Annotated in this window: 18 protein-coding genes; 8 read left to right on the top strand and 10 right to left on the bottom strand. The window is 38.6% G+C overall.

All coding sequences use genetic code 11. The features are described 5' to 3' along the window. The first annotated feature begins 2 nt into the window (after positions 1-2). Positions 3-182: a hypothetical protein gene (locus ACKI3D_RS03565; protein WP_407392385.1), complete on the top strand. Its 180-nt coding sequence runs from the start codon at positions 3-5 to the stop codon at positions 180-182. Positions 183-289: 107 nt separating this feature from the next. Here the strand turns inward: ACKI3D_RS03565 and ACKI3D_RS03560 are convergent, their stop codons facing one another. Together ACKI3D_RS03560 and ACKI3D_RS03555 are read right to left on the bottom strand one after the other, a co-directional pair. Further along, the gene (locus tag ACKI3D_RS03560) at positions 290-1,408 is read right to left on the bottom strand and encodes an ORC1-type DNA replication protein (protein WP_407392384.1); all 1,119 of its coding nucleotides are present in this window, start codon (positions 1,406-1,408) and stop codon (positions 290-292) included. A gap of 8 nt (positions 1,409-1,416) precedes the next feature. Continuing rightward, positions 1,417-2,139, bottom strand: coding sequence for a 6-hydroxymethylpterin diphosphokinase MptE-like protein (locus ACKI3D_RS03555; RefSeq protein ID WP_407392383.1), 723 nt, complete (start codon positions 2,137-2,139; stop codon positions 1,417-1,419). 1,025 nt (positions 2,140-3,164) lie between these two features. Between ACKI3D_RS03555 and ACKI3D_RS03550 the strand changes: the two genes are divergently transcribed. Further along, positions 3,165-3,779 (top strand): TetR/AcrR family transcriptional regulator, encoded by a 615-nt coding sequence (locus ACKI3D_RS03550; protein ID WP_407392382.1) that lies wholly within the window; start codon positions 3,165-3,167, stop codon positions 3,777-3,779. 13 nt (positions 3,780-3,792) lie between these two features. Here ACKI3D_RS03550 and ACKI3D_RS03545 read toward each other — a convergent pair whose 3' ends face one another. Then, entirely contained in the window at positions 3,793-3,942 is a 150-nt protein-coding gene (locus tag ACKI3D_RS03545) for a hypothetical protein (protein WP_292845902.1), read from the bottom strand. A 1-nt stretch (position 3,943) separates the two neighbouring features. On the opposite strand from ACKI3D_RS03545, the gene ACKI3D_RS03540 reads away from it, so the two are divergent. Beyond that, positions 3,944-4,621, top strand: a complete 678-nt coding sequence (locus tag ACKI3D_RS03540) for a CPBP family intramembrane glutamic endopeptidase (protein WP_407392381.1) — start codon at positions 3,944-3,946, stop codon at positions 4,619-4,621. Positions 4,622-4,746: 125 nt separating this feature from the next. Here ACKI3D_RS03540 and ACKI3D_RS03535 read toward each other — a convergent pair whose 3' ends face one another. Next, entirely contained in the window at positions 4,747-5,352 is a 606-nt protein-coding gene (locus ACKI3D_RS03535; protein WP_407392380.1) for a YczE/YyaS/YitT family protein, read from the bottom strand. A 246-nt stretch (positions 5,353-5,598) separates the two neighbouring features. Here ACKI3D_RS03535 and ACKI3D_RS03530 point away from each other — a divergent pair, with 246 nt between their 5' ends. From ACKI3D_RS03530 to ACKI3D_RS03515, 4 genes are all read left to right on the top strand, one after another. Then, on the top strand, positions 5,599-6,741 hold the full coding sequence (locus ACKI3D_RS03530) for a pyridoxal-phosphate-dependent aminotransferase family protein (RefSeq protein ID WP_407392379.1): 1,143 nt from the start codon (positions 5,599-5,601) through the stop codon (positions 6,739-6,741). 379 nt (positions 6,742-7,120) lie between these two features. Further along, the gene (locus tag ACKI3D_RS03525; protein ID WP_407392378.1) at positions 7,121-7,537 is read left to right on the top strand and encodes a GerW family sporulation protein; all 417 of its coding nucleotides are present in this window, start codon (positions 7,121-7,123) and stop codon (positions 7,535-7,537) included. Between the two features lie 10 nt (positions 7,538-7,547). Continuing rightward, the gene (locus ACKI3D_RS03520) at positions 7,548-8,156 is read left to right on the top strand and encodes a DUF2953 domain-containing protein (RefSeq protein ID WP_407392377.1); all 609 of its coding nucleotides are present in this window, start codon (positions 7,548-7,550) and stop codon (positions 8,154-8,156) included. Continuing rightward, positions 8,125-8,382 (top strand): hypothetical protein, encoded by a 258-nt coding sequence (locus ACKI3D_RS03515; RefSeq protein WP_407392376.1) that lies wholly within the window; start codon positions 8,125-8,127, stop codon positions 8,380-8,382. The genes ACKI3D_RS03520 and ACKI3D_RS03515 overlap by 32 nt, the downstream gene beginning before the upstream one ends. 12 nt (positions 8,383-8,394) lie before the next feature. On the opposite strand, the gene ACKI3D_RS03510 is transcribed toward ACKI3D_RS03515, so the two are convergent. Next, positions 8,395-9,924, bottom strand: coding sequence for a thiamine pyrophosphate-binding protein (locus ACKI3D_RS03510; protein WP_407392375.1), 1,530 nt, complete (start codon positions 9,922-9,924; stop codon positions 8,395-8,397). Beyond that, positions 9,921-10,379 carry a dCTP deaminase domain-containing protein gene (locus ACKI3D_RS03505; protein WP_407392374.1) on the bottom strand — a complete coding sequence of 153 codons (459 nt, stop codon included), beginning with the start codon at positions 10,377-10,379 and terminating at the stop codon, positions 9,921-9,923. Before ACKI3D_RS03505 ends, ACKI3D_RS03510 begins: the two co-directional genes overlap by 4 nt. A gap of 63 nt (positions 10,380-10,442) precedes the next feature. Here ACKI3D_RS03505 and dmpI point away from each other — a divergent pair, with 63 nt between their 5' ends. Then, on the top strand, positions 10,443-10,631 hold the full coding sequence (gene dmpI, locus ACKI3D_RS03500; RefSeq protein WP_407392373.1) for a 4-oxalocrotonate tautomerase DmpI: 189 nt from the start codon (positions 10,443-10,445) through the stop codon (positions 10,629-10,631). A 112-nt stretch (positions 10,632-10,743) separates the two neighbouring features. Here dmpI and ACKI3D_RS03495 read toward each other — a convergent pair whose 3' ends face one another. The 4 genes from ACKI3D_RS03495 to ACKI3D_RS03480 all read right to left on the bottom strand — a co-directional run. Further along, positions 10,744-11,676, bottom strand: coding sequence for a hypothetical protein (locus ACKI3D_RS03495; RefSeq protein ID WP_407392372.1), 933 nt, complete (start codon positions 11,674-11,676; stop codon positions 10,744-10,746). A gap of 70 nt (positions 11,677-11,746) precedes the next feature. Further along, a complete protein-coding gene (locus ACKI3D_RS03490) occupies positions 11,747-14,836 on the bottom strand; it encodes a hypothetical protein (protein ID WP_407392371.1) in 3,090 nt (1,029 codons plus the stop codon). Between the two features lie 173 nt (positions 14,837-15,009). Then, positions 15,010-19,308 carry an Ig-like domain repeat protein gene (locus ACKI3D_RS03485; RefSeq protein WP_407392370.1) on the bottom strand — a complete coding sequence of 1,433 codons (4,299 nt, stop codon included), beginning with the start codon at positions 19,306-19,308 and terminating at the stop codon, positions 15,010-15,012. 378 nt (positions 19,309-19,686) lie between these two features. Further along, positions 19,687-23,614: Ig-like domain-containing protein (locus ACKI3D_RS03480; RefSeq protein WP_407392369.1), on the bottom strand; the 3,928-nt coding region annotated here is incomplete at its 5' end.

Below are 23,614 nucleotides of genomic sequence, written 5' to 3'. Positions count from 1 at the left end.
AAATGATTAGTTATAATGACACCACACAAAAAGCCGATTTAAGGAAAAGAAGTTCTATAAGGGATGAAATTATGTACAGCAACATAGATGTTCAATCTTGCATGGTAATGCTTGCGGTAATAGCAACATTGCTTTTATCTGTTATTTCTGTTGTTGCGGCGCAAAATCCATATATTATCTAATGGATTCAGTTATTTTTAACAATACCAAACCCTTAAGCTGCACATTAGATTGCAGGCTTACCATGCAACAATCTAATGTTAACAGAAACTAATTCCATACAGGAAAATCAGATGTCATAGTCATCGGGGTTAAAACGCAATATAATTTCTCTGGAATTTCCTCTAGCCCCTTTTCCTGTATATTTGGTATCGATTAATCTTACAAATTCCAGTTTGTCCAATGTTCTTTTAAATGAACCGTAACTGGTTTCTGTTTTTTCCATAAATATTTCAGACAGCTCACCGGCCTTATAAACACCATCATAGTCGGCTATCAACCTCAGCATTTGCCTTTCAATATCATTCAGGGACTTCAATGTTTCGGAAATGTTTACTGAAACCAATGAATCGACTGCCTTGTCGAAGTGCTCCTGGGTAATTTCACGGCTGGCTGAAGCTTCAGCGATATTGCCGCATGATTTAAGAAGGTTGATTCCAACTCTCAAATCGCCGTTTTCAAGGGTATACATTGAAATCTGCTCCAGGATGTCATCGGATAAAACTCCAGGGAAAAATCCTGCTTTTGCTCTGTCCCTCAGGATTGACTCTATTTCGTTATATGTGTAAAGAGGGAAGGTGATCTCCTGAGGAATGAAAACTGTATTTACATTCTTGTCAAAGGCATATCTGAATTCCAAGTCTGACAGGATTGCAAAAATGGAACTTCTCACTCCGGGATATTCCTCGTATGCCCTTAATATATCATATACGACTTTGTTGGCATTGTTTGATTGGAACAGATAATTGATATCATCTAATGCAACTACAAGGGATTTTTTGTCTTTTTGAAGATCGCGCATGATTTGGTCATAGATTCTTGAGAACGGAACTCCGGTTTCAGGAGGGATGTGTCCGAACAACTTTTTATATATCTGTGAAAATATTCCGAAACGTGTTGTATGGATTTGGCAATTAATATAGACGCATACGACCTTTTCGGTATTCTTTTCAACCAGTTCAAACACTTTTTTGATTGCTGTTGTTTTTCCTGTTGCAGGTGAGCCTAAAATAACTGCATTTGATGGCTGGCCTCCTCTCATGGCAGGCCTTATTGCAATTGCCATCCCTTCCATCTGTGTATCCCTGAAATTATAGTTTTGAGGCACATAATCCGGGTCAAATGCATTGATATTCTGGAAAAGGCTTTCATCATGCATTAAAATATCTTCGATTCCCATGTTATCCACTTTCTGATTTATTTATCGCATAAATTGATTATTTCAACCGGTTCGTTTTCTTTTATCCAATTGGTCAGCATTTCAGCGTATCTTAATTTTTTCCTTTTGAAATCATCCGCCATGGCGGTTTCGGTTTCCAGTTTTGGCCTTGAATATTTGGTTACGATATCTCCGAAGTCCATTCCTGCCAAAGTGATTTCGGATGCTCCCAGGGCAACCGCCAGAAATATTGCTCTGTCCCCATCGGTAAATCCTCCGAAATTGTATAGGTTTCCGATTGGCTGAGCCTGTGTAGTGCCCAATACGCTAGTAAAGAATTGGGGTAGAGTAGCGATTTTGTCAATATTGTCTCCGTGAGCGTGAATGACCACATTAGCTCCTCTGATATCCGCCAGCATGATATCATCAAGATTTCCATCCAGATCGGTTGCTACAACATCAGGTGAGATTCTCTCTTCAATCATGGCTGTTGTTGCCCCATCAGCTGAAACCAAAACATAATTCTTCAAGTCATATTCTTCCTTCAGCATTTTTACATGCTCTTTTATGGATGGTCCTGCACCGAATACGATGAACTTGTCTGAAAATCCAACAATTTCCCTTAATTCCTCTAATGTAAGGCATCCTTCGGTTGATAAAACTTCATCTAATAATCTTGCTGATTCCTCATCAGCCTCTCTTGAAAATCCAAAGTCCTCAAGAATTTCAATATAATATTTTTCCCAGAGTCCAAATTCCATGTTTAACCCTCACTATATTATATTTAAGCTATTATTGTTTAAATAAATATCCGAAAATTAGTAAAAATCAATAATAAAAAAAGTCAGATTTAATGTCTATTGCAGAGAAAAAATCTCTACAATTCCACATTAGACATTAAACTAATTCAATTTTGTTTCCCAATAGAGGCTTACTTTAAAAGTAATTCTCTTGTATAATCCTATTGTTTGAATATTATATAAACTTAACTATTAGAATGGGTAATTAAACAGTTCCCATCTTAGGGAAAAGACCTCACGAAAACTTAGTTTTCAAAGCCCGTCATTGACTTGTTTATATTTAATTACCAGTTAAAGGAGGCAAAAAATGTGAGCTATTATCTTCCATATTTTATTAGAATCATTAATGATTTAATAATTGATATGCTATTAAACCAATATGTTCCAATTGTGAAGATAATTAACTCCACCATTCTCACCTTCAGGGGAAACAAAGAAAGGACACCAATGCAGCATGTGGAAAAAACTGAACTGATTAATAAATAAACATTACTTAAAAATAATAATTTCATGTTTATCAACCCCCAAAATTGAATTAATTTGAGGTCTTTACTTAGAATATATTGCCTAAATCCTATTTAAAGCTTGTTTAAGCGATTTAAAAAAATTTAGGCCATTTTGAAAAATTGTAGCTATTAAAAAAAGATATTTACATCAATATCCCTTCTAACTATTCTATAAATATCTCCTATTAGACATTAACTAATCGATTTACTTTCCCAAAAGGCTTTACAAAACTTTTTTGGGATAAGAGCTATCCGATACTTTCTTTTATTTTCCATTTAATTACATTACGCCTTTTATGACGCCATTAGCATTTGTTGAATCTATTAATAATGGGAGTTATTTTGAAAACATTTATATACTATGATGTTTATAATAGAATTAAAAACAAAAAACCGACTAATAGTCGAAAAATTATTAACAAGAATATGAGGTTAATTATAATATAAAAACCAAACAATGGTTTATTTATAGAGGCAACTATGAAAAAAGGTGAAAAAAGGAAACAGGAGCTGTTAAATATAGCTTATAACATGTTTCTCACAAAAGGATATGAAAATACTTCAGTTGACGAAATCATAGAAAAAGCGCAAATAGCTAAAGGCACATACTACTACCATTTCGAAAGCAAAGAGCAGATGCTCGAAGAAGTTATAGAGATGATGATCGATAGCGAGGCCGAAATGGCAAATCAGATTATAAAAACCGATATTTCAGTACCGCAAAAGATAGTGGGGATACTTGCATCAATGAAACCTACCGAGGCGGAAGAGCCCATAAAAAACACTCTTTTCCAGCCGGAGAATGTGTTAATGCACCATAAGGTCAGGAAAAAATTGATTGACACTCTTACTCCACTTTTAACCGAAGTTGTAAAAGAGGGAGTGAATGAAGGCATCTTCGAATGCGACAATATCCCCGAGCGCGTTAAGATGCTGCTTATCATCAGCGACGGTACGTTTAATGAAGGCACATTCACTGAACAGGATATTTCCGTCTTTATTGACATGACTGAGAAACTTCTCGGAGCAGAGAACGGAACAATGAGTTTCATTTACGGTCTGATTGATAAGAGCGACATGGAGGCGGTCGAGTGAGCAATACGGAAAACTACAAATATAAACCGGTTCTCTTTTTTGCTCTGGCGTATGTTTTTACTTGGATATTTTGGATTCCGGCGATCTTTTTGCCTGAAAGCATCAGTCCATTGCTCATGCTGATAGGCCTTATGGCTCCGGCAATTGTGTCTACAGTCTTCATTATGTTGTCAGGCTCAAATCTGCTTAAACAAGACTTTAAGAATAAGATGATTGGCTTTTACAAAGTCAAATGGAAGAATGTGGTTTGGGCAATAATCGTATTTGCGATTGTAATAGTCTGTTCCATTCTCTTGTCACTGGCCTTTGGACAGCCGCTCAGCCAGTTTTCACTTACTCAGGACTTTTCCTTTACCGGTGTTGGAATAGCCGGAGCATTCATTACCATTACGATTGCTTCAATAATTGAGGAAGTGGGATGGAAAGGATACTGTGAGGATTCAATCGGTAACTATATGAACTGGTTTTGGGAATCCATGATTTTTGGAGTGCTATGGTCCTTCTGGCATTTTCCTTTAATCTTTATTTCAGGAACATATCAGGCAGGACTTATGGTGAATCCCCTTTATGTGATTAACTTTTTCGTGAGCGGAATCCCTATGGGATTTGTCATTACATGGGTTTATCTTGAAAGCGACCGTTCCATATTGGCCTGCATGATATTCCATTTCTTCGTCAATTTCATGCAGGAGAAAATAGCGCTGACTCCAGAGACAAAGTGCCTGGAGACAATAGTGATAACAGTGGTCACCATTCTTATAATCATGGCTAAAAAGGACATGTTCTTCGAAACCCGCCATGTCGGAAGACTGCTTGAATACAACAACAATCAGCAATCATAATCAGACGATCTGTGCTTTAAGGTCGTAAATGAGATGAATGCGCCGGCAGGCTAAATCAAAGGCATCATGATTGAAATATGATGCCTCCCACACTTGCCTGTGAATAAGGCTAAATAGAACCATCACTACTCATGCACCACATTGACCTCTTTTCCGGTGATTTTGACATAGGCATTGTTGATCTGCCTTAATGTGAAACCCACCATGAATGCGGATATTATTGTTCCTATGTAAACCGCACCGAAAACGTTTGTATACAATAATCCGCACATTATCAGGGCTATTGCAACCATTGTTGCGTCAAAGGCTATTTTTATTGTTGAAAATCTCCATCCGGTTACGATAGCTACAGCCTGAACACAGCCTTCACCCGGAAGCGGTGCGATATCTGCGGGCATGTACACGAATATTCCAAAGGCTGTCAAAAAGATGCTGACGGCCAAAAATAGAATCATCACTCCTACAGAACCGTCAAATGGAACGAACGATACATTGTAGAGGGCCACATCGGTGAAGTATCCGAAAAGCACGCAGTTGATTAGCTGAAGAAGTCTTTTTTTGTTGAACCTTGAGCGCAGAATCAGAAATTGAATCACAATCAACGCCGCATTGAAAAGAAAAGTAGTGATTCCAATGTCAATGTTGGTAACCAATGCCAGAGCATAGGAAATGGAGCTTACAGGAGTTGTTCCAAGTGTTGAGACGATTGAAAATGCCACGCCATGTGCCATTATAAATAATCCCCCAACAAATAAACAAATCCTTTTAATCATATATTAATTAGAATAAAACAAAATATAAAAAATTTACTACAATTAATTAATGTTTAAAATGATTATCTCGATTTTGAACATTATTCTAAAATGTAATGGATATTATTACAAAAGTTGAATAAAATAACATGTTGAAAATATTTAATAAGTATAAAAATTATATATACTAATTGCTTAAAAAGCATATTTGATTGGAGGAATTTAATGAACGATATTTTATTAATGCTTCCTGGTCCTACAACAGTGCACCAAAGAGTACTTAATGCAATGTCACAGGCTGTTGTTAACCACAGAAGCGCTAAATATGGTGAAATTTTAACTGAAACTACTGAATTAATGAGTAAAGTTTTCCAAACCCCAAATAATTCTTATTTATTAACTGGATCTGGAACTGCTGCTATGGAAGCAGGTATTGCTAACACTGTAGCTCCTGGAGAAAAGATGTTAAATGTCGTTGGTGGAAAATTCGGAGAACGTTTCATGAAAATAGCTCAGACTCATGGAATTGAAAGTAAAGAATTGGCTGTTGAATGGGGAACTGCAGTAACCCCTGAAGCTATCGCTGAAGCTTTGGATGAAGATGAAGACATCAAAGCGGTTAGTGTAATCCACAACGAAACTTCTACCGGTGTAGCTGCACCTATTGAAGAAATCGCAAAAGTCATGAAAAACTATGATGCACTATACATCGTGGACACCGTATCCTCCCTTGGAGGGGACTATGTCGATGTTGAAAAGTTCGGCATTGACGTCTGTCTTACCGGATCCCAGAAATGTCTTGCAGCACCACCTGGAATGGCTGCAATTACCTTAAGCGACGACGCATGGGCTGCAGTTGACAAAGTGGAAACCAATACATACTACCTGGATATGAAAGCGGTAAGGAAAAGCGGAGACAAAGTGCCTCCTGAAACTCCATACACCCCATCAGTTTCACTTACATATGCAATGAATGAAGCTTTGAAGATGGTTATGGAAGAAGGACTTGAAAACAGGGTTGCACGTCACCACAAAGCTGCTCAAGCAAGTGTAGATGCAGTAAAAGCTTTAGGCTTAGAATTGTTTGCCGATGAAAAGGTATCTTCCGCAACCGTAACTGCCGTTAAAATGCCTGAAGGAATTACCGACGCTGAATTCAGAGGAACCACCCGTGACAAATATGGCGTAGAGCTAGCTGGTGGACAAGACCACTTGAAAGAAAACATTTTCAGAATCGGACACATGGGAAACATTTACTACAAGGAATTGACCCAAACCTTTGCGGCAATTGGTATGACCCTGAAAGGTTTAGGTGTAATTGAAGATGCCGGTGCAGGTGTTGCATCCATCGCAGAATCATATTTATGATTCTATTTTTTTCTTTTTTTTATTTTTCAATTTCAAAGTATAAGTTATAAGTAAACTATTTTTGACATCAGATTTTTCATTTCATTAGAAGTTATAACTTCGAAGTTACACTTGAAATGCACCTCTCGTGAAAAAAATTCTAAGTTATAAGTTGGAAGTTACAGTTGAAATGGAACTTCCGACACAGGTATAAGTTATAAGAGAAGAAGTTACACTTGAAATGCACCTCTAAAAGATAAGTTATAAGAAAAAAGTTACACTTGAAACATATGTCTAATTTCCTAAAAAAGTATTACTTGCGGAGTCTAATGTTATGAAACTAAAAATTATTATATAATATTATATAATATATATTAATTAACAATAAGGATGTGAAACAATGGCTGAAAATATTAGAGCAATAGTTGAAGAATTACGTAAACTTACCAGTATAGAAAATGTGGTTGGAACTCCAATCGAAACCGAAGACAAGCTCCTGATTCCGGTAATGAGAATGGGAGTCGGATTTGGGGTTGGCGAAAACCTTTTCAGTAAAGAGCAAAGTGGCGCTGCAGGAGCAGGTGCCGGATTAGAACCTATTTCAATGGTATTGATTCCTAAAAAAGGAAATGATGCTGAAGGAGTTCGTGTGCTTGACTTAAGTAAAGGAAGCGGCACAAACAAGGCATTGTCTGATTTAGGTTTAATGATTAGTGATTTGGTAAAAAGTTATCTCGGATCAAACAAAGAAGAAGAATACGACGAATCTGAATATATTGAACCTGAATTCACTACAAGCGACGAAGAAGAAGAATAGGGCTTGATACATGTTAAACATCCTGTTGATGATTATTCTTATAATCATCATATTCATTATTATCTTGCTGTATGCAGGAATTAGAATAGCCCTAATCTATGATAAAAAAGGCAGCAAACTAAAAGGATGTTTAAAAATACTTATTTTAAAGAAAATCAAAGTCTACTCCATCAAATTCCCCGATGAGGACAAGGAAGAGGAAGAAGATGAAGAGGACGAAGAGGAACATGAAAAAACCGATATAAAGAAAATCCTGAAACTGGCAAAGCCCTGCTTTGGATACTTCAAGGAATTTCTTGAATCGTTCGTCAAATGCATTCACGTTACAAAACTTGAAAACCATCTTATTTTTGGAATGGACTCCTATGCAGACACCGCTAAATATATAGGGTACATATGGAGCCTACTGATAATCGTAAACAATGCCCATAAGAATGCAAGGCTGACTGCTGAACCGTCATTTAATGGAAGCATTCTTGATGCAAACGGCAACAACCAATTGGACATCAATCTTTTGATGCTGATTCCGCCGACAATCAAACTGATTTCGAAAAAAGAAGTAAGAACATTAATCAAAGGTGTTATAGATGAAAGAAGAAATAAAAAGGATGATGTATAATAGCTTTGATTTTTCACAGGAAATGAAATATCACTTCCATGAGGCATATGGATTTACATTCGTGTTCAAGGAAGAGCTGCTGACCTTTAATGAAATCCCAACATCACTGGAAATCAAGCCTATCGGAATAATTTACGAAGAAAAGGGCGAATATTACCTTGCACCCTTATGTGGGCTGGATAATTTAGATGAAATTGTTAAAGAATATGTGAAAAAGTGTTTGTGAATTCTCTACTCATTAAGGAAGGGGAATGTTTTCACTTTCCACAACAACCTCTACGACAAGAGGTCCGCTCAACTCTTTTGAAAGCACAAGCTCCAAATCTTCAAGGTTATCAACCATTACTGCATCAATTCCATAGCTTGAAGCCAATTTTAGAAAATCCGGATTTTTAAGGCTTATCTGATAAGGCTCCATATCATACATATCCTCTTCCCATTGCCTGATGATTCCGAATTCCGAATTGTTGAGGATAAATACAATGACATCCAGTTTGTTTTCAGCCAAAGTGGCCAGTTCCTGGATATTCATCTGAATGTCGCCGTCCCCATTTATTGTGATGACCCTTTCGCCTGTTGCGATGCTGGCTCCTATAGCTGCCGGCAGACCATAACCCATCGGCGCCATTGCACCCGGAAAGAGGAACTGCCTTGCCTTTAGGGATTTCATGAGAAGTGTTGTCCATGTTGTATGGCTTCCCGCATCCGAAACGATAATGTCGTCTGGAAATCTCTCCAGAATCCTTTTGATGGCCGCCTGAGGTTTCAGGTCATCATCCACACCCTCTATTTCAATGCTGTTGTCGATTTCTAAAATTTCACTTAACCATTCTGCATCGCTGAATTCGATTTGGCTTAGGAAATCCTCAACCTTTCCGTGAATAGGATAATCTCCAACCAGAACATCCTTATTGAGGTTTACATGAATCAGATTTTCCGGGAATTCGGGCAGTGTCCTTTCACTTGCCTTGATGCCCAGTGCAATTATGCAGTCTGAGTTTTCAAATGCGTATTTTGCCCTCGGTGTTGAACGTATCCCTACCATGCCCAGGTTCAGCTCATCGTCTTCTGAAATTATTCCCTTTGCATGGAATGTTGTGGTAACCGGTATTTTATGCTTTTTGGCAATATCTTCTATTTTTTCCTTTTGGGAGATTGCACCGGCTCCTAAGATGAACAATGGCCTTTCGGAAGCATTGATTAATTCCTGCGCATCTGAAATTTTGGACATGTCATCCTCACACAGATAGCACAGGTCAAAGTCGTCAAATTCCTCCTGCAGCAATACGTCTTTTGCCAGATTGATGTGAATCGGACCTTTCGGCATTGTCTTAAGCTCATAGATAGCTGCCCTTAAGACATACATCGCCTCGGTACCGTTGAGAGGATTGTAGGATGCTCTTGTAATATGCTTGAACATTTCAAACTGAGGTGTTGTCTGGAAATGGTCTGATCCCCTGTACTTCAGTTCGTTGTCACCGGTCAAGATTAAAATCGGAACGTTGTCCTTGAATGCTGTGGCAAGGGCCATTGTGCAGTTCAGCGCCCCCGGCGAAGCGGTTGCAATACAAACCCCTATTTTGCCGCTTGCTCTTGTAAAGCCGTCTGCCGCATGTGCTGCAGCCTGCTCGTGCCTTGTGAGGACATGATTGATAGCGGATGTTGACAATGCCTTGTAAAGCGGCATAATCTGCTCGCCCGGAATTCCAAAGACCGTGTCGATTCCTTCCTCTTCAAGGATTTTGACAATTTTATCCGCTACGTTCACTCTTCCGCCTCCTGATAGGAACCGTCATACTCCCCTGATCCTTCAACCGGAAATACAACGGCCTGTGCGATTCTGTCTCCGGACTTTATCCTGTATTCAAAGTCTCCGTGATTGTATATCATGAACATCAATGTTCCATAAAAGCCAGGGTCTCCTACAGCGGTTTGAACTGAGACGAATGACCTTAAAAGGGTTGATCTTGGAAGATAAAGCATGGTGTATCCCTTTGGGATTTTGATTTTCCTTTTAATGCTTGCCAGATAAGCGGTATGGGGCTTTAGAGTATATATGTCCCCTTCCAGCTCCTCGATTTCGGGAAGGTTCTTTTCATTGTCTATAAGTGAGCCTGCACTCTTTTGAATGTATATCTTATCCAGTTCCAAATCAATTCCGGAAGGCTGCACCAAATCAGCGAAATCCGGAAACAGCTTAACAAGTTCTTTTTCACCGAGCATATTATCAAATCCTATTAATAATCTATTTATTCTAAATGATTAATATATTTAAATGGTGATATAATGCCTGTAATAACAATTGGTGGAAACAATGGAATAAGTTTGGAAAATAAAAGAGAAATGGTTAAAAAAGTGTCTGAAGTTGTGGCTGAAGCCTATGACTTGCCTATCGAAGCAATAACCGTACTGGTTCAGGGCTATGATAAGGAAGATATCGGCGTGGCCGGTGAACTGTTGAGTGATAGAGAATAATTAATTTAATAGGGGAGCCACAATGACAAAACTCCCCAAAAGTTCCAAACCAAAAAAGAACTTTGTATTTAATTCAAATTAAATACAATACAATATTAATAATGCAATATATTTATAAGTTTGTTTTTGAAAAAGTATCCTTACCGACCTTTTCAACCAAATCAAGGTCAATCAGCTCATTAACGTTTTTTTCGATTTTTTCTTTGAAATTCCCTGATTTATATCTGATTAATGACTTTTCAATCTCATCTAACGTGGTATTGGCGGATATTGCATCATAGACGCTTTGCTGGAACGGAGTTAGGCTAAAAATGATTTCATTTAAAGGCGATGAAACGTCGCTGGCAAATGACCATGCATCATCCCTTGCCCTGACGCTGAATCGCTCTTCAAGCTCCTCGATTTTATCCGTGAGCAAATCAAGATGAGGATAGCTTGCAAGGCCGTATTTCTGCTTATAGATTTTTGACAGGAATTCCTCATAAGCTTTATCCAAATCAATATCATCTGTTGTGGAGGAATCGAGAACATAAGCAGCATCGTCGATTACACTTATGACCTTATAGGTATCAGTTTCCTCATCGAATTCAATTTCCTTGAGTTCATTTATGTTCCAGTTGTTATCAAGAAGGAAATTCCTCACGAACTGGGCATCCTCAAGCCTGTCATAGTATCCGAATATGTAATCGTCACCGAAAATCTGCTTTTTGATTACGAATGTGTCAAAGACCTTTGTGATGTTGAGCCCATACCTTGAATTGTTGGGATTTCTCCTGTAGCGCTTAATCAATCTTTCTATAGTCTCGTCTGATGGTTTTTCCTTGTATTTTGCAATCACAAAAATCTTCTCATCCAAAACGGACAAAACCATATAGTTGCCGTCATTTTCAATGGTTTTTGGAAGCTTTGACAAATCCCAGTCATTTTCTGCTAAAAAGTCCCTTATGAAAACGGCATCGTCCAGATTGTTAGTTTTGCCGTAGGTTCTGGAGCCTTTGACGATTGAAAAGGAGTTTTTGTTTTTTCGAATGTATTTCTCGCTCATCAATAAGATATTGATTTTTAATTTAAAAATAGTTTAAGAAAAAATAAAAAAATAATAGAGAAATTAATCTCTATCTTTTAACTTTAAGGTATTTTTTGACTGTGTCGCCTTTGTAAGTTACTGCATAGATGTATTTGGTTTTAACCCTAAACTTGTTAATGGCAGATTTCTTAATGGTAAATGTGGCAACACCTTTTTTGGAGGTTCTTACCTTGTATTTCTTACCATTTACCTTAAGAGTGACTTTCTTGTTTTTGAGGTATTTGCCGTTAACCTTGTACAGTTTTGCAGTAATGGTCCATTTGCGGGCAGACTTTTTAACTTTAAGGCTTTTGATTTTGATGAAGTGCTTTACAGTCAGTGTGTTGGTAACGTTAGCTCCAAGAGCGTAAGCTGAAAGCTTGTAGGTTCCTAAACTACCGGTTATGGTGTAAGTAGCTACACCGCTTTCGTTAGTGACAACATCAGCGACTTTAACACCGTCAATTTCAATGGTTACGTTTTCGCCGACTGCCAATTCCCCATCCTTGTTATAAACTGTTATGGTGTAATCGGCCTTGTTGAGGTGGCGGATTGTGATATCGTTGGCTTTCAATACCGGATCGAACACTTTGGTTACGTTGAATGAAGTGCTGTTTTGGGCCGGTTTGAAGAACTGGCTACCTTCAAAGACGGCAATTACGGAGTAGTTGCCTTTTGTCAGATTGTCAACAGTAGCGTTTCCTTTACCGTTTGTGACACTTACAGTCATGTTTACGTCTCCAACGCTTAGTAAAACGTCGCCTGTGATTTCCTCATCGGTTTCGATTTCGATAACTACAGGAGAGCCTTCTTCAATGTCTGCCGCCTTAACGATTAAGGCAGTATCCTGAACCTTTTTGACTTCAAATGTTGCGTTTTTGGTTGCATTGGTGTGGATTTGGTCTCCCTCGTAGGCAACGACAACATCATATGTTCCTTCGCTCAAGCCGGAAACGGTTAAAGAGGTAACATTGTCTGTGATTTCTGCTGTGTAGGTCTTGTTGGCTACGGTAATGTTTACCTCACCGGATTCTGCATACGGAATTTCCACCTTGATTACGGCATCTTCGCCTTCTGCTATTGTTTCGACATCAACAGTCATGTTTGTGTAGGCTACAACATAGCATGGAGCCCCAACTTCAATATTGTATGTGTATTCAGTGTCATTTTCACCTTCAAAGACTGCTGTGATTATATAAGCGCCTGGGGTGAGCTTATCGAATGTGTAGTTGAATGTGTCATTGACGCAAGTGATATTCGCTACAACTTCACCATCCAATTTGATGGTCAGGTTACCTGTTGCATTAGGCAATTCGAAGTAGAGATATGCACTTTCATTCTCCATCACTGACCTTGGAGATTCGAATTTAGGTCCGACACTGAATGGGAATGAAACTGTCTCGTAAGGTCCGTAATCATCACCAGTGTATTTTAAAACTGTGAAATATTTTCCAGGCTCCAATATGTCAAATGTAATGTTTGCAGTTCCGTTTTCAAAAGTAGCGTTTATGGATTGAAGAACAGTATCCAAATCATCAGCATAGATTGTTCCGCTTAAAATTCCGCTTGCATCTTCAGGCAATGTCATGGATGCGCAAGGATTTTCATCATAGTTCACATTTGTTGGAGTAATCTCCTCAATCGGATAGACATATACATAATCGTCTGCACATGATAAGTTATATGCAGAATTTGATGTATCGTCGCATTCGAACTGGGCAGATACCCAATGGTCACCTAAACCTATAGGATAGAGATAAACGCCATCTGAAGCGCTTCCGTCAATTGCAATCTTATATGCGTCCGCTTTTGATTCACTGTCTTTCCAGATGTATAAAGTGCCGCAGACACCTTCAGGCAATATCATTTTAACAGTTGCGTTTCCTACAGCCACCAATCCTTCAATTTCGATTTTCGGATAGACTGTAATGTTTGCGGTTACAGTATCAAATATGTAGTCGTCACCTTTATAAGAAGCTTCAACTTCATAAATTCCAGGATCAAGGTCGGACAATGATACTGATGCCTTGCCATCTTCAAAGACTTCATTGTAGACTGTCTTGCTGGAGCCTTGGGAAATCTTAACGACAAATTTGCCTTTTGCATCCTTTAACTCCAAAGTGATGTTGCTGTCGCTTTGATACGGAACCTCTTCCGGAATATCTAAAAGATATATGGCAGTGAAAGTATCCTCCACAGTAATTGGATAATATTTGTCGTCCCCAGGGTATGAAATTACCATAGGGAAATGTCCTGCCTTATTTAGTGAAGATATGTCCGCATATAAATATTCAAAATCATCCTCAACCCCTTTCATGACATCATACCTTACACCATCGATTGTAACGTTCAAGTTGGTGTAGTTGATGTCTGCTGGAGCATCGATTAATAGTTCTTTAGTGTATCCTATGTCTCCATAATTGAAAACTGCCCTTAGTGAATATGTGAAATTAATCACGCCGGTAGCATTTGAAGACTTGTATTTTCCGTCACCTGAATATACCAAAGTGACGTTGCGGACTCCCAAAGAGGCATTATATAAATTAATGGTATCAAATTCAATTCCGCTTTCATACGGATGCACCAGCAATTCTTCCCCGTCAATGAATACGGTGATGTTGCCTGCTGCATCTGAAGGCAGATAAGCTTTCACATAATCCCAATTGACATCAAATTCCTCAGGATACTCGAAAATACTCACAATTTCAAAGTCCTTCTCAACAATTAAAGGACTTTGCAGACCTTCCTCAATATAACTTGCAGTCAATGTATAATTGCCTATTGGAAAATCTCTTGTATCTACATCATAAACGTCATAGTCTCTTGCATTCGCAGTTAAATTTTCCCCGTCAACTGAAAAAGTCATGTTGCCGGTTGCGTTTTCGTCAATTATCATCCACACGGTAGTCATAGTCCCAACGCGTGAATCATCAACATTCATTGAAAACTCTGTCACATGGGTTTGGGTATCCTGTGAAGAGTCATTTTCATTGGAAACGACGGGGTCTCCATCGGGAACAACTTCCCCCGAATCCTCATCCGCCGTTATGTCGCTTGTATCATCACTAGCGCTAACTGCTCCTAGCGTTAAAACGACCAGTAGAAATATACAAACTAAACTTAATTTATTAAACTTCATAATTACACTCCCTCGAATAAATATATTCAAGTCTATACACTTGATATATTTAATATATTATAATATATAAATTAATGCTTAAATTTCAAAAAATAGAATTTTAAGGGGTTATTTTTGGAAAATGTGTAATGTTTGGATTTAAAAAAAATAAGAAAAAATAAGGAATTCAATCCCTATTTTTTGACTTTAACTTTAACTTTAACAGTGTCTTTTTTGTAGGTAGCTTGGTATTTGACCTTTTTGCCTACTTTGAGATTTTTCAAGTATTTTGCTTTAACGGTAAGTTTAGCAACACCTTTTTTATTGGTTTTTACTTTTTTGAATTTCTTACCGTTGAACCTGAAAGTGACTTTTACCTTTTTGAGGTATTTGCCGTTGACCTTCTTGAGGGTTGCGGTCAATACAATCTTTTTAGCTGACCTTTTGACTTTAACCTTCTTAAGTTTCAAGACGTGTTTTACGGTTAATTTAGATGAACCGGATACGCCTAAAGCTTCTGCAACAACTGTGTATGTTCCAGGTATTTGAGTTATATCAAATGCAGCAGTACCGTTTTCATCTGTTTTTACATTGGCAAACAGGGCACCATTGACTTTAAATGCAACATCAGCGTTTGCTGCTGCTTTGCCGTCATCACCGTATACAGTTACCTGGTATTTTCCACCAGCAAGGTATAATGCTTTTACGTTGGCTGCTTCGATTCTTGGGTCAACTTTGACTGTAGCATTTTCTGTTTTGGTGATTGGTGCATATTTGTCATCACCGGAATATGTTACGACTGCCTCATAATCACCTGCAGGCAAATCGGTGACTTCAACTGTTGCCTTACCGTCTTTCAACTCTTTGGTTACTGTCTTATTGCCTACTGTTACTGTCAGATTACCGGTTGCATCGCTAGGTAGCTCAATTGAGTAGGTTGGATTGTTGGAGCCGGAATTGTCATCTTGAGCAAACGGATCAACTGCAGGGTCCAGCTCAACTTTGCTTACTTGTATTAGTGCAGTCTTTTTAGCTGCCCTGAAGTATTTGTCTCCAGCGAAATTGACTGTGACTGTGTGGTTTCCTACAGCCAGATTGGACATGGTGTAGGTAGCCTTGCCGTCTTTAATTGTGACTTCTTTTCCGTCGACAGTGACTTTACCGGTTGCATCCTTGTTGATTTGAATGCTGACAGTAGCGTTTTCACCAACCTTGATGGCATCTCCTGTCACTTTCAGTCCTGCATCTCTTTTAGGTATGACCTCAATATTTTTATAAATAAGTGCTTCAGCGAAGTTGTCATCACCAGTATAATTTCCTTTAATGGTTAAATCACCGGCAACCAGGTCTTTGACTGTTATGACTGCTTTACCGTCAGTTAAATTGTATTTTTCACCGTTTACAATAACGCTTCCGGTTGCTCCCGGAATTTCGATGGTTACGCTTACCTCATCGCCTTCAACGGCTTCACCATAGGTAATGTTGATTGCAGGGGTTGATCTTTCTTTTTCACCTGAAAATACCCACCATTCATGATATTCAATATCTCCACTATCCTCATCGTAATAATCCACGAAAAGCATGTAGTATTCATCACCGATGTATCTGAATGTAATTACGTGTTCGTCACCGTATAGATTGGATATTGCTGCAGATACTTTGCCGTCAACAACATCACATGTTAAATTCAAATCACCGTCGACATAGATTGCCACCTGTCCTTTTGCGCCAGGCAATTCGATTTCTATTGTGCAGTCTTCATCTTCACTTACAAGCTCATCATAGACCTCCATTTCAGGAAGCAATTTGATGGTTTGCCAGAACTCGTCATACTCGTCATAGTCATCACCGTCGTAATATGCATGAATACGGTTATATCCTAACGGCAAATCGGTCAAGTCGATTTCTGCAAATCCGTCATCGAGAGCAGCAGTCTTGTAGACCTCACCATTGTTTTCGACAATCAGGTTGCCGCTTGCATCCTCAGGCATTGATAGGGATACTGATTCCAATTTCTCATCTTCATCATCCTCATCATCATCATCTGAATAGGAACCGACAATCGCAAAACCTCCGATGTCTATTGTAACTGTAATTTCGTCTGCAGTGTAGTTTCCATATCCGCTATATTTGACAGTGACAGGATATGAATTATCCCTTTCCAGGTCTTCAAGTGATACGCATGCACGGCCCTCTTCAACGTCGGCTTCGTATTCTTTATCATCAACAATTACTGTAACGTTTCCGTATGCATCTTCAGGCAATTCAATGAATAAATCATATGATTTTGAATAAGGTGAATAATAATCTTCTCCTGCGAAATATGCTCTGAACGGATAGCTTACATAAAAGGAACCTGATAAGGTTATGCCGTCATGCTCATCGTCGCCGGCATAGACCAATTTGTAGTCATAGGTTTCATATAACTTTAAATCCAATTCGATTTCGCATTGACCATAATCCAAATCACCTTGATAAACTTTAGTTCCGTTAAGATAGAAGGTTACCTTACCTTCGTATTGATAACCTAAATCTATAAAGATATTGTAATCAGGGGTGACGACATCAGGAATATTTGCGAAACTTACTTCAAAAGTGCCGCTTACTGAGGTTGGCAGATAATAGCTGCCTTGTGAATATTTAAGTTCCCATGTGTGGTTTCCAAAGCTTAAACTGCCATATCCTACCTCAAAGTCATCGCCATAATCATTTAATTCACAATCCCCTTTCCATTCACCGTCGACAAAGAACTCCAAGAGTCCGTCAATGCCGTCCGGAAGGTTGTTAGGACGGTAATCTAAAAAGTTATCATCTTCATAATATTTAACCAGGACTTCAGGTATGTCCACCTCTATTTCCCAGTTAGGGTCTACATCATCTACACGAATGTAATAATACTTGGTTAATGAATCATATTCCTCTGAATAATCGACAGAAAGGGCGTAAGTTCCTATTTCCAAATCATCAGGCAATTCCACTTCCACAACGCCTTTTGCTTTGTTGGCATATATTTCGCAAATAAATTCATCAGGCTCTAAGTAATCTTCATCATCAATAGCAGTATAAATTGAGACGGTTAAATCGCCCAAAGCATCGCTAGGGGATGTGACAATTACTTTATATGGATCTTCAGATTCTGTCCAGATTCCTTTAGGATAATTCACATCTGGAATAACATATCTACCTAGTTCTTCATCAACAACCCCATAATCTTCTCCGTCATATGTGACAAATAATTCATAAGTGCCTAATGCCCAGGTTGATATAGGAATTTGTGCTTTACCATCAACCAAAGCAACACTTGCAATTTCATCACCAATTACATAATCTTCCCCGTCGTATTCATAGGCATAAACTTTCAAATTGCCTTTAGCATCTTTAGGCAATGTGATGTTGATATTTGCACCTGAATTATAAGCTATGTAATATTCTTCAGGAACGTTAATTCTACCCATAACCTCAAAAATATAATTAACAGTCTTTTTAGGGTATTTGCTGTCTTCATAAGTGAAGGTCAAGTTATTTTCACCGCATTTCAAATCACTGAAATCATAATATGCATTACCGTCATCAAGTTCAATGACGTACTCCTGACCATTGGCTATTAAAGTCACGTTTTCACAGGCATCCGCAGGAAGGTATATGTCAAAAGTCAACTCGTCGCCATAATAGATTGTATTGTCATCATCTATTTCATTATTATTAACATCAAATAGATAACCATCTACGACAAAAGATCCTTTTTTGGTGAAATTCTCCCAGTTTTCATCGCCACTATAGGTTATAGTATAATCATACTCGCCAAAGTCCAGCCCATCCAACGGAACATTAAAACTAATTGAATAGTGGTCTTCATCCTCATTATATACTGCATCTCTTATGGATTCTTTGTAGAACTCTTCACCGTTGATTAAGACTGTCAGGTCACCTTCCAAATCTTTTGCAATATAGCAGAGGATTCTGTCATTATACCAGTCCCCTAAAGTTACGTTTTCAGGAACAGTGACCTTGAAGTAGTAATATTCGAATTGGTCCTCGTATGTAAAGCCGTTATGCCCATCATCTCCACTATATATGAATTTAAGGTCGTGGATACCATAAGTCAGATCCAGGGTTGACAAGTCAAATTCTATGTCATCATAATCAACAGTTCCGCTGTTGACTTCATCACCATCTACCAAAATGGAATAGTCCCCTTCTGCATAAAAAGATATTCTAAAATTGAAATCGTCATAATATTCCTCATATGAATATTCAGGACCTGCCCGGACATCCGGAAGATATGGGTCCTCATATTCAACATCTTCTTTTTCATCATCACTTAAAATTTCCCCGCCAATATCATCATCCGTTATGATATCAGCATCATCTACACTCAATTCAAGTGAATCTTGTGTTTCATTTGCTGTTAGCTCATCCGTTGCGCTAACAGCCCCTAAGGTCATAACAGCCAGCAATAATAAGCTGACTATCATTATTTTACTAATCTTCAAAATAATAACCTCTTGATAAATTTTATATTCTGTTTGAATACAGTTATTAGTTTGTTTAAAATCCTATAAATAATTTGATATTGAATTCGAATGAATTGATATTGATTTTAAAAAAATCTAAATTTTGACTGGCGAATGTCAAAAATTATACTAGAAATATTCAGTGAAGTCATTAAAAGTGTATACATTTTATAATTTGGCAATTAAAGTTGAAAGTTCATATAAAAATTACCGTTAAAAATGGATGATGATAGAAAAAATTGTTTGAAATTTTAAAATGAAAGCTTAATGAAATGGGATGCATTAAAGAGAATGAATTTAAATTGATTGTAAGTTTAAATTTAAAAAAAATAGAATAAAAGAGTTTTATAAACTCTTTTAGATTAATCCAAGTTTTTTGGCAGTCTTTTCGTCAACTTTTCCAGTTACCTTCAAGGTCTTGTCGTTTTGGAACTCTTTTACTGACCTTTCGGTGCAGCTTTCAAATATTCCGTCAACCATAAGGTAGCGACCCTTGTATGAAAGGTAGTATCCGTTGTTTTTAAGTGCTCTTTGGATTTTTTTGACTGTTTTTTTGTCCTTGCTTCCTCTGGATACTGTTTTCCATCCCGGTTTGACCTTGATTTTTACCTTTTTGCTGGCTTTGGTGTAGTTTTCATTGCCCTTGAATTTGATTTTAGCCTTGTAAATTCCTTTTTTGTTCAGTTTTTTGAGCTTGAAGGTTGCCACACCTTTGGAGTTGGTTTTTGCCTTGTATGTTTTGCCGTTGACCTTCAAGTAGACTTTAACGTTTGCGATTGCTTTTCCGTTTTTGTCTTTAAGCTTGATTTTGTATTTTTTGTTTTTTGTAGTTGTCTTGAAGGTTTTCTTTTTGGCTTTTATTTTTGAGGTTAGCTTTTTAACGGTTATGTTGACGGATGATTCTGTGTCTGCGTATTTTTCAGTACCTGTGAATTTCACGGTTATGATTGCTGATCCGCTGGCCAGGGCTGTGATTTCGCCTGTGATTGGATTGACCTTGACCACATCCGGATTGCTGCTTTCAAAGCTAACGTTTCCTTGAGCGTTTTCAGGTGTTAGGCTATAGGTTATGTTGGCCATATCACCGATGAAAACTTCCAGAGTTTCATTTGCAACAATTTCAGTTCTGATTTTCTTGACTTTGACTTTGATTGCTGCGCTTCCTTCATACGCTCCATTGCCGTCGACACTTACTGTGATTGTAGCATTTCCAAGACCTACCGCTGTTACGACACCGTCCTTGACTGTTGCAACTGACTCGTCGCTTGATGTGTATGTCACATTCAATCCTTCAGGATTTGTTGTAACTTCAAAAGCGGCTTTTTCATCAATGCCAAGCTCCAAATCACTGACATTGACGTTCACTTCAGCCTCATTAATGGCAACATTAACAGTTATTGTCCTGTTTTCGGCTGAGGCATATTTGCCGTTTCCTGCAAATGACACTGTAATTGCTGCTGTACCTTCAACCAATGCAATAATCTTTCCGTTTTCCACTTTCACAACACTTTCATCGCTTGATGTGTAGGTTAGGTTTCCTGCCCCAGCCGGGGTCAATGCGGCTCCGGTTTCGGTTTCCTCTGTGGCTTTGAGGTCAACTGTTTCATTGGCAATGCTGATTTCAGTTGCAATCTTGCTAACTTTGACATTGATTGCAGTTGAGTTTTCAGCATATACTCCGTCTCCTCCAACGCTTACTGTGATTGTTGCATTTCCTGAGCCAACTGCAGTTACGACACCATCTTTAACAGTTGCAACGGACTCATCGCTTGATGCGTATGTAACATTCAATCCTTCCGGTGTTGTAGCAACATTAACGGTAGCTTTTTCATCAACATTCAACTCCAAATCACTGACATTAACGTTCACTTCAGCTTCATTAAGGGCAACTGTAACAGTTATTGTCCTGTTTTCAGCTGAGGCATATTTGCCGTTTCCTGCAAATGACACTGTAATTGTTGCTGTACCTTCAGCCAGTGCAATGACATTTCCGTTTTCAACTTTTGCAACGCTCTCGTCACTTGAAGCGTAGGCCAAATCACCTGCATCGGCGGGAGTGAGTTCACATCCGGCTGGAGTTTCCTCATTGACTTTTAAAGAAATGGTCTCATTGGCAACACTAATCTGTGTAGGGATTTTCTCAACGCTTACGGAGACTGCTGTTGAGTTAATGGAATAGGTTACATTGTCTCCCACGCTAACGGTAATGACTGCATTTCCTTCACCTACGGCAGTTACAACGCCGTCTTTAACGGTTGCAACGGATTCATTGTCTGATTTATAGGAAACGTTCAAACCGTCAGGAACAGTTGAAGAACCGATGGTGAATTCATCATCGACATACAAGTTTAAAGTTTCGTTATTGACAGTGACGCTGGCATCGTTTAAAGCGACAGTGACTTTAATTGTCCTGTTTTCACAAGCAGCATACCTGTCGTTTCCTGCAAATGATACTGTAACGTCGGCAACGCCCGCAGCTACAGCAGTGAATCTGCCGTCGGCATCGACACGGATGACACTTTCATTGCCTGATGCATATGAGAGATTTCCCGCATCGGCAGGACTTAATGAAGCGTCAATATCTCCACTATCGCCAACCCTCAAATCAAGGGAAGTATCATTGACTGTGATTTCAGCTGGAGCCTTTTTAACTGTGAAATCGGCCTTTGCAGTTGCATTTAAGAAATTCTCATCACCAGAATAGACAACAATTACACTATATTCACCAGGTTCAATCAGCTCATCCAATATGATGCTCTTGTTTAATCTTTTATCTGCAAAGGAATAACTGTATCTTGTGCCGTTTAAGGTTATGTTGACTGTTCCTGTCGCATTATCATTATATTTCAGCAGGAGTGAAGCATATTCGCCGTAGCTGATGTTTTGAACTGCAAGAGACAATTCAGGATCTGCATTAACATGTTTCAGCACAATGGTGTATTGCGCATTTTCTATTGAAGCAGTAACGCTGTGGGTTTTGCCTCCGGCTGAGGTATAGGTGACTGCATCATCCAAACCGATGATGGACCTGTCGACGTCACCGTCGGCAGAAGCGACTGAGAGATTAACCGGATTTAAGCGGGCATTGTCATAGGATGAACTTCCGTTGAATGAATATAATTTGAAGGTGATGTCTGATGAACCGAAAGCAGAAACGGCATCAGGCACGGCAGTTGCGTTTAAAAACAGCCAGTCATCCATCAATACATTGAATACCTCTTCAGGTCTTTCGTTGTAATTGGAAGCATTATTTCCAAACCAGGAATCTGTCACATTAACGGGATTGCGATGACTGTAGATGCTATAGTTGCCTTTATTGTTCAGGAAAATGGAATCGTGAATGGTGACATTGCTTAATATCAGATAGAAGTAGTTTGCACTGCCCGTCTTTGCTGCGTTGGCGATGAAATTTCCAGACAAACTAACGTTATATAATCTCATGAAGAACCAGTTTGCACCGCCGCCATTATCATTTCCATTACCCTCTGCGGTGTTAGATATGAAATTTCCAGATATGCTAACATCCCGTAATGTATTCCAGAAGTAGTTTGCACCGCCTCCGCAATAATTATCACTGCCTTTTGCGGAGTTATTGGTAAAGTTTCCGGACAAACTAACATTGCCTAATTCTCCGGAGAAGAAGTTTGCACCACCACCAAAGTTTGCTATGTTATTAGTGAAGTTTCCGGACAAGCTGACATTGGTTAATCTGCTGAAGCCGTTTGCACCCCCAGCAAATCCTGCTGTATTATTAATAAAGTTTCCGGACAAAGTAACATTACTTGATGTGGCAAGAAAAGCATTTGCACCGCCAACATAGATTGCTGTGTTATTAATAAAGTTTCCGGAGAAACTAACATTGCCTAATTTTCCCACGAAGCAGTTTGCACCACCATACATAAGATTTGCTGTGTTATCACTGAAGTTTCCGGACAAACTAACATTGCCCAATGTGCCATTGAAGTAGTTTGCACCACCACCAAAGTTTGCTATGTTATTAGTGAAGTTTCCGGACAAACTAACATTGCCCAATGCCCCGGCGAAGAAGTTTGCACCGCCACCATCATAATCGCTAGTACTTTCTGCTGTGTTAGCGATGAAGTTTCCAGACAAACTGACATTATCCAATGCATCATTGAAATAATTTGCACCACCACAATCCTTTGCTGTGTTATTAGTGAAGTTTCCGGATAAACTGACATTATTCAATGTATCCCAAAAGTAGTTTGCACCACCATCAAGGTTTACAGTGTTATCTCTGAAGTTTCCGGACAAATTGACATTA

The sequence above is a fragment of the Methanobrevibacter sp. genome (assembly GCF_045586545.1).
Lineage (GTDB): Archaea > Methanobacteriota > Methanobacteria > Methanobacteriales > Methanobacteriaceae > Methanocatella.
Note: the sequence above shows the minus strand (reverse complement) of the source record. Positions and strands in the feature narration are given on the sequence as shown.